The organism is Ignavibacteriales bacterium (assembly GCA_026390775.1).
Taxonomy (GTDB): domain Bacteria; phylum Bacteroidota; class Ignavibacteria; order Ignavibacteriales; family Melioribacteraceae; genus Fen-1258.
Map to the genome: position 1 here is coordinate 464045 of JAPLFF010000007.1, position 14086 is coordinate 478130.

Sequence of the window (14086 nt, forward strand, 5' to 3'; positions counted from 1 at the left end):
AAGAAATTTACAATCGGATATGATTTTTAATAAAATTCTACATTATGACTTTTCAAAATTCCATTTTTATAAATAAACTTTGCACTGAAAAACTTATCATCCAAAAGCCATGGAATAAATATCTGGTCGCCTTCCCATAAATTCAGTTTGAGAAGTTGATTGTTCTGTATCCATTCAAGTTTTCCTTCATGCGAATCAATTAATTTTCCTTTGAACTCTCTCGCTGTAAATAGAAAAACATACCAATCCTTCTTTCCGTCAAACATTGGGAAAGTTATAAAACCGTGCATCTTTGGACTCTTTATCAGCAAACCGCTTTCTTCTTTTACTTCACGAATGATACATTCTTCCGGAGTTTCACCGTGTTCAAACTTACCGCCGAGCCCATTCCACTTTCCTTCATGCACATCATCTTTCTTTTTTATTCGATGAAGCATTAAAGTTTTATCTTTATCTATAATGTAACAAAGAGTTGCTAATTGCATTGCTTCTTCTTAGTCCTCTCTTCTTGTGAAGTAAATTTTTAATGATTAATTGATGATGCTAGTATTGAGGAAATGTCGTCAAGTTCGTCTAAGAACCATTTTACTTTTTCTGCTTTTGCACGTTTGCTATCGCGGACTAATGCCAGCCAAAGTTTTGTTTCATTAGCAAATTTGAGAGATGCAATTGTGTAATTGTTCAATTCTTTTTTTGTTGACGAGGCAGTGGCTTCAATAAAATTACTGATTACGCTTGTCCCGCTCCCGAATAGCTGATCGCCGATTCTTTGAGAAACATTATCCTTGGGAAGTGAATCTATAAACTCAATCAACTTTAACGTGAAAAAGTAAATTCTTTTTCTAAACTCTCCTCTGGATCTAGTTGTTTCAAGCTGCATACTTTCCTCTACTCTTTACTCATTCCTAAATAAATATCTTTTAAGAGATAATTTTTTACGTAGTCTGTAACACCATCACGGGCGTTCAGAATATTTTTATCATAACCGGCATTTCTTAATTTTTTCATATTTGCTTCAGTGAAATATTGATACTTCTCTCTAATCTCATCCGGCATATCAATAAATTCTATATTAACCGGCTTCCCAACTGCATCGAACAACGCTTTTACAAGTTCGGCCCATGTTTGAGCATGTCCGGTACCGATATTAAAAATTCCGTTCTTATCCTGATGATCAAGAAAATATAAAGTCATATCAACAGCGTCTTTCACATAAATAAAATCACGTTTCTGTTCACCATCCTTAAATTCCGGTTTATAAGATTTAAAAAGCCGGACTTTTCCTGTATCTCTCACTTGTTCAAAAGCTTTGTGAACTACGCTTCTCATCTCGCCTTTATGATATTCATTTGGTCCATACACATTGAAATATTTTAGTCCAACAACTTTATCAGCAAGACTATTTCTCTTGATCCAAGTATCAAATAAATGTTTTGAATAACCATACATGTTCATTGGTCTTAACTCGCCAAGTGAATTTTCATCATCGTTATATCCATTAGATCCGTCGCCATAAGTAGCGGCAGAAGATGCATAAATAAATCTAACTCCGTTTTCTAAACAATACTTTGCAAGTTCTTGCGAGTAATGATAATTGTTGTCCATAAGAAAGTCGGCATCTTTTTCTGTTGTTGAAGAACATGCACCCAGATGAATTATTGAAGTTGCTTTGAAAGGAAGACCTCGCTGTAAAACCAATCCCATAAAATCATCTTTATTGTAAAAATCAGAATACTTAAGCCCGTTAAGATTTTTCCATTTTTCATCTTTGCCGAGTTCATCAACAATAATAATCTTATCATACCCTAACTTGTTTAACTTCCATACAATCGCACTACCGATAAATCCTGCACCGCCGGTAACTACTATCATTATCTTCTCTATTATTTATTATATTTGAGTGAAAATATATCACTATTAAAAATGAAATAAAATAGAACGCAGATACTTATGATTTATTGATCAATCATAATTATCTGATTTCCTATTAGAAATGGAATTAATGAATAATAATCTTGCAATACTTTCAAAACTCTTATTAGAAAGAATTTTACTGCTCGACGGACCGAAAGGGACATTGATACAAAGCTATAAACTTTCGGACACTGATTTCCGCGGGAAAAGATTTAAGGATCATCCGGTTGATCTCAAAGGAAATAACGATATTCTTGTTTTAACACAGCCGGAAATAATTAAAAATATTCATCATCAGCATCTCGATGCCGGTTCGGATTTTATCGGGACAAACACATTTAACGGTACTTCAATATCTCAGGCAGATTATCAAACTGAAAATCTTTCTTACGAGATAAATTTTGAAGCGGCAAAAATAGCAAGAGAAGCTGCCGACGAATACACAAAAAAGAATTCAGGAAAACCGAGATTTGTAACCGGGACGATCGGTCCGACAAACAAGTCTTTGTCAATGTCGCCGAAAGTTGATGACCCGGGGTATAGAGCTGTAACTTTTAATCAAATGGCTGCTTCATTTAAGGAACAAGCGCGCGGGTTAATTGACGGCGGCGCTGATGTTATGCTTGTTGAGACAATGATAGACACACTAAATGCTAAAGCTGCTCTTTATGGAATTATGGAATTGTGTGAAGAAACAAAGAATAATATTCCAATAATGGTATCGGGTTCCATTATTGATTTGAGCGGAAGAACATTAAGCGGACAAAACACAGAAGCATTTTGGAATTCAATCTCTCACACAAAAAATTTATTGAGTGTTGGACTTAATTGTTCGCTTGGACCAAAGCAAATGCGTCCCTTCATTTCGGAATTATCGTGTATTGCAAATGTTTTTATCAGCTTATATCCGAATGCCGGTTTACCAAATGAGTTCGGCGGATATGATGAATCGCCGGAAGTCATGTCTAAAGTTCTGGAAGAATATGCAAGTGAAGGATTTTTAAATATCGTTGGCGGATGCTGCGGAACAACTCCCGAACATATAAAAGCATTTGCAGAGATCGCAAAAAAATATCCGCCGAGAAAAATTCCTGATGTAAAAAAATATTTGAGATTAAGCGGACTTGAACCGCTCACACTACGACCTGACACAAATTTTATAAATATCGGTGAACGCACAAACGTAACCGGCTCTCGTAAATTTGCACGGCTCATTAAAGAGAATAAATATGAAGATGCTTTATCCGTAGCCAAAGAACAAGTTGAAAACGGTGCACAAATCCTCGATATAAATATGGATGAAGGATTGATCAACTCCGAAGAAGCGATGACAAAGTATTTAAAACTTCTTGCTGTTGAACCTGATATTGCAAGAGTTCCGATAATGCTTGATTCTTCTAAGTGGAGTGTTATTGAAGCAGGGTTAAAATGTTTGCAAGGCAAAGGAATTGTTAATTCAATTTCTATGAAAGAAGGTGAAGAAATTTTTAAGGAACACGCACGGAAAATTTTACGTTATGGTGCGGCGGTTGTTGTTATGGCATTCGATGAACAAGGACAAGCAGATACACTCGAAAGAAAAATTTCGATTTGCGAACGTGCATATAAAATTTTAACCGAAGAAGTTGGTTTCCCTCCGCAAGATATTATTCTCGATCCAAATATCTTTGCAGTTGCAACGGGAATTGAAGGACATAATCAATACGCTCTCAACTATATTGAAGCAGTCCGATGGATAAAGAAAAATTTACCTCATGCAAAAGTTAGCGGCGGTGTCAGCAATATTTCATTTTCATTTCGGGGAAACGATTTTGTCCGGGAAGCTATGCATTCGGCTTTTCTTTATCATGCCATAGAAGCAGGAATGGATATGGGAATTGTGAATGCGGGACAACTTACTGTCTATGAAGAAATCCCGAAAGACTTTCTGGAACGCGTTGAAGATGTTTTGTTGAATAGAAGACCGGATGCAACTGAAAGATTAGTTGAGTTTGCTAACACTTTATCGCAAGAAGTAAAAAGCGAGAAGCAAGAGGGTGAGTGGAGAAAGGGTTCAGTAGAAGATAGACTGAAACACGCTCTAGTAAAAGGTATTGTTGATTACATTGACCAAGATATTGAGGAAGCCAGACAAAAATATTCTAAACCGCTGGATGTAATTGAAGGTCCATTAATGACGGCTATGAATGTTGTTGGAGATTTATTTGGTTCGGGAAAAATGTTTTTACCTCAGGTTGTAAAAAGCGCACGCGTCATGAAAAAAGCTGTCGCTTATTTAATTCCCTTTATCGAAGTTGAGAAAGAACAAAGCGGTATGACAAAAGCAAAAGGAAAAATTTTGCTTGCTACTGTGAAAGGTGATGTACACGATATAGGGAAAAATATTGTAGGAGTTGTTCTCGGTTGCAACAATTATGATATCATTGATCTTGGAGTGATGGTTCCATCAGATAAAATTTTATCTACCGCAATTGAAAAAAATGTTGATGTAATTGGTCTAAGCGGATTAATAACTCCTTCCCTTGATGAGATGGTTCATATTGCAAAAGAGATGGAGCGGATGAAGATTGATCTGCCGCTTCTTATCGGAGGCGCTACAACTTCAAGACTTCACACAGCTGTAAGAATTTCTCCCGCATTCAGCGGAATAACAGTGCATGTGCTGGATGCATCGAAGAGTGTTGGCGTTGTCAGCAGTCTTTTAAATAAAGATGCCAAAGAAATGTTTTCCAAAGGAATAAAAGAAGAATACGGTAAACTGAAATTGGGACATGCAAAGAAACAATCTGAAAAAGATTTTTTAACAATCGAACGAGCCCGCAAGAATAAACTCAACATTGATTGGTCAAACTACCGAATTAAAAAGCCGAAAAAACTCGGTGTAAAAGTTTTGCAAAATTATTCACTGGAAGAAATCCGTAAGTATATTGACTGGACACCATTCTTTATGACTTGGGAATTAAAAGGAAAGTACCCTGAAATTTTTGATAACACTAATTACGGAAAAGAAGCAAAGAAAATTTTTGATGATGCAAATCAGTTGCTGGATAATATAATTCAGAATAAACTTTTAACTGCAAATGGCGTTTGCGGACTTTTTGCCGCCAACTCTTTTGATGATGATATAGAAATTTATACTGATGAATCACGGACAGGTATTCTTGAAAAATTAAATACTATCCGTCAGCAATCCGTTAAGTCAGGCGGAATTCCAAATATTGCATTAGCAGATTACATTTCTCCGAAAGAAAATGACTCGGAAGATTACATAGGAATGTTTGCTGTTACTACAGGTATAGGAATTGAAAAGATTATCGAACAATTTGAAAAACAGCACGACGATTACAATTCGATTATGACAAAAGCTGTTGCAGACAGACTTGCCGAAGCATTTACAGAATTGCTTCATGAAAAAGTAAGAAAGGATTTCTGGGGTTATACAGCAAATGAAAAATTGTCTAACAAAGATCTTATTGATGAGAAATATATAGGTATTCGTCCTGCACCCGGTTATCCTTCTCAACCTGACCATACTGAGAAATTAAAAATTTGGAAATTGCTTAATGCTGAAAAAAATACTTCAATAATATTAACAGAAAGTTTAGCTATGTTTCCTGCCGCATCTGTCTGCGGTTTATACTTTGCTCATACGGATTCTAAATATTTTACAGTTGGAAAGATCGGCAAAGATCAAGTAGAAGATTACCGAAAACGTAAAGGAATAAGTTTAAAAGAAGCCGAGAAATGGCTTAGACCAATTTTAAATTACGACGAGGAGATTGGTTAAATGGAAAGAACATTCCGCCCCGGTGCAATCGGTGCATTGTTGGATGAATACGAGCGTGTTGCACTCGAATTAAAAAATCTTTTGAGTACAATTTCTCAAGAAGAGTTTATTAAAGTTTTTGATCCGTACACTCGAGATGAAAACTGCCGTTCAATTCAATCTATAATGAAACATGTGGTAAGCGCCGGATATAGATATGCAGATCAAATTTGTGATTTCCTAAAAAGACCGGCTGTAAATCATAACTATCATATCTATAACGTTGTTCACGCAATAGATGAATTGGAAAATTTTATTTTCTTTACAGCCGAAATTGTAAAAGAAAATTTAAAGATGACTCGCGAAGAGATCGCAGCAACTAAAACGGAAACACGTTGGGGTTTATACAATATTGAAATGATGTTTGAGCATGCTATTGTTCATATTCTAAGACATAGAAGACAAATTGAAAAGTTTATGGCTTCACAAAAATGAAACCGGTGCTGATTTATTTAACAATTTTTAACTGTGATTAATCTCCATATTCTCTAATTTAACTTTTATGAGAATCCATGGTTCTCATTAAAATTTTTCTTAACAATTCAGTACGGAGTTATCATGAAAAGTAAAAAGTTACTGTTAGTGATCTTCTCTTTAATCTTCTCAATTCAAATTTTCTCTCAAGAAAAAATTGATTACCAAATGATGCAGCGTATTCGTCAAGAGGGACTTCAAAATTCCAAGGTGATGGAATTAATGAGTTATCTCTGTGATATATATGGACCTCGGCTTGCAGCATCACCACAATTCCGCCAAGCAGGTCAATGGGTTGTTGGTAAATTAAAAGAATACGGTCTTGAAAATGCAAATATGGAATCATGGGGAACTCTTGGCAGAGGTTGGGAATTAAAAAAGTTTTATGCTGCTATGACTTCACCGCAATACATGCCGTTTATTGCTTATCCTAAAGCATGGACTCCGGGTTTGGAAGGAGTTGTAAAAGGAAATGCTGTGCTAATGGATATTAAATCTGAAGCAGATTTAGATGCATTCAAAGGAAAATTAAAAGGCGCGATTGTTCTTTCACGCGGAGAACAACCGATAACTCTTGGAATGGATGCTGATGGAAAACGTTATAATGACGAAGATTTAAAAAAATTACAACTTGCTCAAGAAGGCGGCGGGAGAAATTTTGATCCGGCTCAAAGAGCAACGCTTCAGGCGCAAAGAGAACTGCAACAAAAAGTTGCAAAGTTTTTAAAAGATGAAGGCGCTTTAGTTGTACTTGAACCATCCCGAGGAACCGACGGAACAATTTTCGTTCAGAGCGGAGGATCTTACAAAAAAGGTTCTGAAATGCCATTACCTTCAATTGTTGTTTCTGTAGAACAGTATAATAGGATGGTTCGCATCGCACAAAAAAATGTTCCGGTAACTTTAGAATTTGAAATTCAAGCTAACTTTGTTGACACAGATTCTCTCGGTTATAATGTTATTGCAGAAATTCCCGGCACAGATAAAAAATTAAAAGATGAAGTAGTAATGCTTGGCGGACATTTTGATTCGTGGCATTCAGGAACCGGTGGAACTGATAACTCTTCCGGAAGTGTAATTGCTATGGAAGCTGTGCGTATTCTTAAAGCACTTAATGTTAAGCCAAGAAGAACTATAAGAATTGCTTTATGGGATGCAGAAGAAGAAGGTTTGATCGGATCCCGTAATTATGTTAAGAATCATTTTTTTGATGCAGAGAAAAAAGAAAAGAAACCGGATTACGATAAATTAGCTGCTTATTTTAATTATGATAACGGTTCAGGAAAAATTCGCGGTATTTACACACAAGGTAATTTTGCAGTTATGCCGATCTTTGAAGAGTGGTTAAAACCATTCAATGATCTTGGCGCTTCTACCGTTACATTAAGAAATACAGGAGGAACGGATCACCAATCGTTTGATAGTGCAGGTCTTCCCGGTTTCCAATTCATACAAGATCAATTAGAATATGATACGAGAACGCATCACTCCAATATGGATGTTTACGATCATACAAGCAGAGCTGATTTAGTTCAATCGGCAACTATTATGGCAGCATTTGTTTATAATGCGGCAATGCGCGACGAAAAATTACCAAGAAAATATTTCGATCCGAATACAGTACAGCAACGCAGACCACAGTTTTAATGAAAGCAACTGAGTGCCTGAGTAACTAAGATGTAATCTCAGGAACTAAGGCACTCAGGAACTAAGACACTCAGGAACTTAAAATAGATGCAATCAATAAATCATTTAGAAAAACTTTTTAAGAAATGGAGCGGAGAAAAAAAAATTAGTATCTCTCCCCTTCCGGAATCCGGTTCATCACGAAAATATTTTAGAATTACAAGTAACAATAAATCTGCAATAGGTGTTTATAATACCGATAAACGCGAAAATCGTGCTTTCATTTATCTCACCAAACAATTTCTAAGTTTGAAGCTCAATGTTCCAAAAATTTACTCTCATGATTTAGAGAACAATATTTATTTAATAGAAGATCTCGGCGATGTAACTTTATTTTCTTTCACCGAGCTAAACCGAAACGGGAATTTATTTAATGGAGACGTTATTGAACTGTACAAAAATATTTTAGAACTACTTCCCCGATTTCAAATAACCGCATCAAAAAAATTAAACTTCAATAACTGTTATCCGCGCAGTAAATTTGATTCTCAATCAATTATGTGGGACTTGAATTATTTCAAACACTATTTTCTTAAACTTGCGAAGATAGAATTTGATGAACAGAAACTTGAAAATGATTTTAACATCCTTACAAATTTTCTTTTAAGTGCTGATTGCAATTATTTCTTATACCGCGATTTTAACTCGCGTAACATAATGATCAAGAATGGTGAACCATATTTTATAGATTACCAGGGTGGGCGCAAAGGCGCACTTCAATATGATATTGCTTCACTACTCTTTGATTCGAAAGCAAGCTTACCTCAAAATCTTAGAGAGGAATTTTTAGATCATTACATCGCATCAGCAAATAAAATTAAGCGGATTAATAAAAAAGAATTCTTGAAATATTACAATGGATATGTTTTAATTCGTTTACTTCAAATGTTCGGGGCTTACGGTTACCGCGGTTATTTTGAAGGCAAAGCTCATTTCTTAGAAAGTATTCCCTACGCTGTAAAGAATCTAGAATGGCTTTTATTGAAATCAAAAATTAAAAGCACGGTTAAATTACCGGAATTGTATAATACATTAGAACAAATAATAAAATCTAAAGAACTTCAAAAGTTTAATTGGAAAGATTCACCTGCAGGGAAACTTACTGTTCGCATCAATAGTTTTTCTTATCGTGATAAAATACCAATGGATATTTCAGGCAACGGCGGCGGATTTGTTTTTGATTGCAGAGCAATTCCAAATCCCGGACGATATGAAAAATATAAATCCTTAAACGGTACCGATAAACCTGTTCAAGATTTTTTAGCAATTCAACCTGAGGTTCAATTATTTTTGAATGAAACTTTCGATCTCATAGATAAAACCGTTGAGAATTATATTGGACGCGGATGGTCCGATCTTATGGTAAATTACGGATGCACCGGAGGACAACACAGATCTGTTTATTGTGCGATTAAATTATCCGATCATTTGAAAAAGAAATTTGATGTCAATGTTATTTTAAACCATACAAAATTTTAAGCATGCGCGCATTTCTTTTATCAGCCGGGTTAGGTACAAGACTAAAACCTTTAACCGATACAACACCCAAAGCATTAGTTCAAATTAACGGGGTTACTCTTCTTGAGCATATAATTAAACGATTAATTTCATTCGGATTTGATTCCATTATTATCAATGTTCATCATTTTGGGGATCAAGTAATTAATTTTTTAAAAGAAAAAAACAATTTCGGCGTTGATATTAAAATTTCAGATGAGCGGGATCAATTGTTAGATACCGGCGGCGGATTAAAAAAAGTTTCTGAATTTTTCAATGATGATAAGCCTTTTCTTGTTCATAATGTTGATATACTCTCAGATCTAAATTTATTCGAGCTTTATCATTATCATCTAAGATCAAATTCTATTGCAACTCTTGCAGTACAAAACAGAAAATCATCCAGATATTTTTTGTTTGATGAAGATAAAAATCTCTGCGGATGGAAAAATGAAAAACCACTTGAGACAAAAATTGCCCGTCAACAAATCGGCTCATTAATACAACTTGCGTTCAGTGGTATCCAAATTATCGATCCTAAAATTTTTCAATTTATGCCTGAGAAAAATATTTTTTCTCTTATTGATCTATATTTGTCCATCGCTTCTAAAGAACGAATCTCTTATTTTGATCACAGCGGATCATTATTTATTGATCTTGGGAAAACAGAGAATTTGATGGAAGCAGAAAAAATCATTAAAGTAATTTAAAAGGAAATTAAAATGAAAAAAATATTCACTTTTATTCTTTCAATTATATTGTTTTATTCTTTTACATCCTCATTTGCACAAGGCATTGATTGGATCAAAGAACATTACATAAAAAAAGATTACCGCATTGAAATGCGCGACGGAATAAAATTGTTTACTTCTGTCTATTCTCCTAAAGACACTACAAAAAATAATCCTATCCTCATGTTACGAACTCCATATACTGTTGCGCCATATGGTGAAGATAAATACCCGCAGAACTTGGGACCAAATGAAACATTTGCAAGAGATGAATTCATTTTTGTTTTTCAAGATGTACGCGGTATGTTTTTGAGCGAAGGCAAATTCGACAACATGCGGGCATACATACCAAACAAAAAAAGCAATAAAGATATTGACGAAACTACGGATACATACGATACTATAGACTGGCTTGTTAAGAATTTAAAACACAACAACGGTAACGTTGGCATTTGGGGAATTTCTTATCCCGGATTTTATGCTGCAATGTCACTTATTGATTCTCATCCCGCACTAAAAGCGGCATCGCCTCAAGCGCCGATTGCAGATTGGTTTATTGGCGACGATATGCATCATGGCGGTGCTTTAACACTTTCAATGTCGTTTAATTTTTTCAAAGGATTTGATCAGCAGCGCGATTCTTTAACAACAACTTGGAAGCCAGCACCTAAATATGATTCACCTGATATGTACAATTTCTTTTTACAACTTGGACCACTGTCAAATGCCAATGAAAAATATTTAAAAGGTAAACTTCCATTTTGGAATGAAATGTTAAAGCATGGTAATTACGATGAATTCTGGAAATCGCGTAGCAATCTTCCCTATTTCAAAAATGTAAAACCGGCTGTACTGATTGTTGGCGGTTGGTACGATTCCGAAGATTTATACGGACCACTTCATATTTACAAATCCATCGAAGAGAAAAATTCAAAAAACCAAACCCATATTGTAATGGGTCCGTGGTATCACGGCGGTTGGTCTCGTAGCGATGGAAGTTCATTCGGCGATTTTAAGTTTGGAGAAAATACAAGTGAGTACTACAACAAAAATATTCTTCTTCCCTTTTTCAATTATTATTTGAAAGGAACCGGCGTATTAAATTTACCCGAAGCGATTATATTCAGAACAGGTTCTAACACTTGGGTTAATTATGATAAATGGCCGCCAATTAATGTAGAAAAAAAATCTATCTATCTCTCGCCAAACAATAAACTGAATTGGAATAAGCCGACTGAAAAGAAAAATTTATTCGGTGAATATTTAAGCGATCCAAGTAAACCGGTTCCTTATTCTTGGAAATTTCATGACTCCGGATTGCATTACTATAGAACTTACATGAGTGATGATCAACGTTTTGCATCTGCCCGCCCCGATGTTCTTGTTTATGAAACCGAACTGCTTGAAAAAGACATAACTGTTGCCGGACCAATACTAGCAGATCTATTTGTCGCCACCACCGGAACTGATGCCGATTGGGTTGTGAAAGTGATTGATGTATATCCTGATGGTGCTATTAATCCGGATCCAAATCCTAATAATATTGAAATGGGCGGTTATCAACGATTGATACGTTTCGAAGTATTGAGAGGTAAGTTTAGAAATAGTTTTGAAAAACCGGAACCTTTTGTCCCTAATAAAGTAACTGAAGTGAAGATTAATTTGAATGATGTTGACCATACATTTTTGAAAGGACATAAAATAATGGTTCAAATTCAGAGCAGTTTTTTCCCGTTCATTGACCGTAATCCGCAAAAATTTGTTGATATTTATAACGCCAAGGAAAGTGATTTCCAGAAAGCATTTAACCGGGTATATTTTTCAAAACAGTATCCGTCTAACATCTCGCTTGGTGTTATGAAATAAATTTTATTCTATAAATTTTTTGATTATGTTATAATAACTAAACTTGGAGGTTAGAATGAAAAAGTTGTTTACCGTAATAATATTAATAATTGTTGCTGGAACAATTAACGCTCAAAGTATAGCAATCGGGGCACAAGGAGCTTACGTAAAATCGCAAGATGCTGACGGTGTAATTATGCCCGCTGCTGCAGTAAGAATTGGTCTTGGCGGATTATCCGTTGAAGGCTCTATCGGATATAAATCCGACAAATATTTGGACGGTGCAATCAAAACAACAACCTACCCAATGATGCTTACCGGTTTTCTTGGCTTATTGCCATTTATACATTTAGAAGCCGGAATCGGTTGGTATAATACAAAAGTTGAATACAGCGGAATATTTGCTGGCGCTCCTTCAGAAACATATAGCGATATTGGCTACCATGCCGGTGCCGGTGCCGAGATACCATTAGGAAACATTATATTGACAGGGGATATACGCTATGTAATAGAAAAGGCAAAATTTAATAATGTTAGAACTACATCTGATTTAAAAAGCGACTTTTACATGATTGTCGTTGGATTAATGTTTAAGCTGTACTAAACAACTTATTATCTTTCAAAAATAATTCTTGAGGTTGTATGGTTTTCGATCGTCTCAAAAATGCTAACCAATATTTTCCACTTGGTGAAAGAATTACTAAAGCTCTTCAATATTTATCACAAACAGATTTTACAAATCTTGAGCCTGGCAAATATGAAATTGACGGCGAAAATATTTTTGCTCTGGTTCAGACATATAACACAAAACCGTTTAGCTCTGGCAAATGGGAAGCACACAAAAAATATATAGATGTTCAATACATTGTTTCCGGTAAAGAAAAAATAGGATTTACAGAAACAACTAAAGTTATTGTTATGGAAGAATACAATGAAGAAAATGACTATGCTATATATAAAGGTGAAGGAAATTTTCTAATTGCCGATGAAGGACATTTTGCAATATTCTTTCCTTCAGATGTACATATGCCCGGTATGGCAATTAATATTCCGAAAGAAGTTAGAAAGGTTGTTGTGAAAGTGAAACTTGAAGGTAAAGAAGAAACTATTAATCAAGAACCTGCAAACGAACCTACTTAATAATTTTGTTATTGGTGGTTGGTGATTTTAAAAACTAAGAACCAGTCACCAATAACTAATCACTATTTTACAATATCAAGCAACTCAACTTCAAAGATTAAAACAGAAGCCGGTGGAATTGTTTCTCCCTTTCCTTCTTCGCCATAAGCAAGTTGATAGGGAATATAGAATTCAAATTTGTCGCCGACATGCATTAGTTGTAACCCTTCGGTCCATCCTTTTATAACTTGATTAAGAGGAAATTCTGCCGGTTGATTGCGTTTATAAGAGCTATCGAATTCTTTTCCATTTAATAGTTTTCCTGCATAATGTACTTTTACTTTACTTGTATCTTTAGGTGATGGTCCTGTACCGCTTACAAGAACTTTGTATTGCAGCCCGCTGGCTGTGGTTTTAACACCTTCCTTATTTTTATTTTCAGCAAGGAATGCTTCACCATCTTTTTTATTTTTTTCTATAATAGGAGCCATCTCAGCTTTTTTCTTTTCATTCTCTATTTTTTGCATTGCTGCCTGTCGTTCTTGTCCTCTTTTATTGAGAGCAGTTAATACTTCTATAACCTTTTCTTTGGTCATATCGGATTTACCGTTCATTGCATCTTGAATAGATTTTATCAGAACATTAAAGTTTATTTGTAAGAATGGATCGGTCAAATTTTGGAATATATTTTGACCAATTGCATAACTAACGGAATCACCCTGTGTTTTTAATGTTACCGATGATTGAGCTTTCACTTTCGATGGTGATTTCTCTTTTGTTTGATTTTTATTTTGTGCAAATGTTACCGATAATCCAAGAAGGATTATTAAAATAACTTTTAATGGCTTCATTTCTTCTCCAATAGTTCATATTAATATTTATGGGTTGTGAAAATAAGCTCATTGGTTATTATTAGCAAATTGATTATCGATTTTTGGGATTTAAACTTTTTCAATGTTTAGTAAGTTGTTGGTTGATAAGAAATAATTTAATT

12 protein-coding genes are annotated in these 14086 nt (G+C 35.0%); 8 read left to right on the plus strand and 4 right to left on the minus strand.

Features of this window, described 5'->3' with window-relative positions; all coding sequences use genetic code 11:
* Positions 1-26 precede the first annotated feature (26 nt).
* The 3 genes from NTZ27_07300 to rfaD are packed head-to-tail and all read right to left on the minus strand — an operon-like array spanning position 27 to position 1872.
* Positions 27-485, minus strand: coding sequence for an 8-oxo-dGTP diphosphatase (locus NTZ27_07300; protein MCX6174536.1), 459 nt, complete (start codon positions 483-485; stop codon positions 27-29).
* Positions 486-523: 38 nt separating this feature from the next.
* Positions 524-880: a four helix bundle protein gene (locus tag NTZ27_07305; GenBank protein ID MCX6174537.1), complete on the minus strand. Its 357-nt coding sequence runs from the start codon at positions 878-880 to the stop codon at positions 524-526.
* A gap of 8 nt (positions 881-888) precedes the next feature.
* Positions 889-1872 carry an ADP-glyceromanno-heptose 6-epimerase gene (rfaD, locus tag NTZ27_07310; GenBank protein MCX6174538.1) on the minus strand — a complete coding sequence of 328 codons (984 nt, stop codon included), beginning with the start codon at positions 1870-1872 and terminating at the stop codon, positions 889-891.
* Between the two features lie 130 nt (positions 1873-2002).
* Between rfaD and metH the strand changes: the two genes are divergently transcribed.
* The 8 genes from metH to NTZ27_07350 all read left to right on the plus strand — a co-directional run bounded on the left by metH (position 2003) and on the right by NTZ27_07350 (position 13113).
* Positions 2003-5701, plus strand: a complete 3699-nt coding sequence (gene metH, locus NTZ27_07315; GenBank protein MCX6174539.1) for a methionine synthase — start codon at positions 2003-2005, stop codon at positions 5699-5701.
* Positions 5702-6175 carry a hypothetical protein gene (locus tag NTZ27_07320; protein ID MCX6174540.1) on the plus strand — a complete coding sequence of 158 codons (474 nt, stop codon included), beginning with the start codon at positions 5702-5704 and terminating at the stop codon, positions 6173-6175.
* A 123-nt stretch (positions 6176-6298) separates the two neighbouring features.
* Positions 6299-7861, plus strand: a complete 1563-nt coding sequence (locus NTZ27_07325) for a M20/M25/M40 family metallo-hydrolase (protein MCX6174541.1) — start codon at positions 6299-6301, stop codon at positions 7859-7861.
* Between the two features lie 87 nt (positions 7862-7948).
* Positions 7949-9379, plus strand: coding sequence for a phosphotransferase (locus tag NTZ27_07330; protein MCX6174542.1), 1431 nt, complete (start codon positions 7949-7951; stop codon positions 9377-9379).
* Between the two features lie 2 nt (positions 9380-9381).
* A complete protein-coding gene (locus tag NTZ27_07335; GenBank protein MCX6174543.1) occupies positions 9382-10107 on the plus strand; it encodes a nucleotidyltransferase family protein in 726 nt (241 codons plus the stop codon).
* A 12-nt stretch (positions 10108-10119) separates the two neighbouring features.
* Complete coding sequence (locus tag NTZ27_07340; protein MCX6174544.1) at positions 10120-11994, plus strand: CocE/NonD family hydrolase; 1875 nt, start codon at positions 10120-10122, stop codon at positions 11992-11994.
* A 55-nt stretch (positions 11995-12049) separates the two neighbouring features.
* Entirely contained in the window at positions 12050-12577 is a 528-nt protein-coding gene (locus NTZ27_07345) for a hypothetical protein (protein MCX6174545.1), read from the plus strand.
* A gap of 38 nt (positions 12578-12615) precedes the next feature.
* On the plus strand, positions 12616-13113 hold the full coding sequence (locus tag NTZ27_07350) for a YhcH/YjgK/YiaL family protein (protein ID MCX6174546.1): 498 nt from the start codon (positions 12616-12618) through the stop codon (positions 13111-13113).
* A 62-nt stretch (positions 13114-13175) separates the two neighbouring features.
* Here NTZ27_07350 and NTZ27_07355 read toward each other — a convergent pair whose 3' ends face one another.
* Entirely contained in the window at positions 13176-13943 is a 768-nt protein-coding gene (locus NTZ27_07355; protein MCX6174547.1) for an FKBP-type peptidyl-prolyl cis-trans isomerase, read from the minus strand.
* Between the last annotated feature and the right edge of the window lie 143 nt (positions 13944-14086).

Coding starts and splice junctions, on each gene's coding strand:
- NTZ27_07300 (MCX6174536.1), bottom strand. CDS start 485: ATGCAATTAGCAACTCTTTGTTACATTATAGATAAAGATAAAACTTTA.
- NTZ27_07305 (MCX6174537.1), bottom strand. CDS start 880: ATGCAGCTTGAAACAACTAGATCCAGAGGAGAGTTTAGAAAAAGAATT.
- rfaD (MCX6174538.1), bottom strand. CDS start 1,872: ATGATAGTAGTTACCGGCGGTGCAGGATTTATCGGTAGTGCGATTGTA.
- metH (MCX6174539.1), top strand. CDS start 2,003: ATGAATAATAATCTTGCAATACTTTCAAAACTCTTATTAGAAAGAATT.
- NTZ27_07320 (MCX6174540.1), top strand. CDS start 5,702: ATGGAAAGAACATTCCGCCCCGGTGCAATCGGTGCATTGTTGGATGAA.
- NTZ27_07325 (MCX6174541.1), top strand. CDS start 6,299: ATGAAAAGTAAAAAGTTACTGTTAGTGATCTTCTCTTTAATCTTCTCA.
- NTZ27_07330 (MCX6174542.1), top strand. CDS start 7,949: ATGCAATCAATAAATCATTTAGAAAAACTTTTTAAGAAATGGAGCGGA.
- NTZ27_07335 (MCX6174543.1), top strand. CDS start 9,382: ATGCGCGCATTTCTTTTATCAGCCGGGTTAGGTACAAGACTAAAACCT.
- NTZ27_07340 (MCX6174544.1), top strand. CDS start 10,120: ATGAAAAAAATATTCACTTTTATTCTTTCAATTATATTGTTTTATTCT.
- NTZ27_07345 (MCX6174545.1), top strand. CDS start 12,050: ATGAAAAAGTTGTTTACCGTAATAATATTAATAATTGTTGCTGGAACA.
- NTZ27_07350 (MCX6174546.1), top strand. CDS start 12,616: ATGGTTTTCGATCGTCTCAAAAATGCTAACCAATATTTTCCACTTGGT.
- NTZ27_07355 (MCX6174547.1), bottom strand. CDS start 13,943: ATGAAGCCATTAAAAGTTATTTTAATAATCCTTCTTGGATTATCGGTA.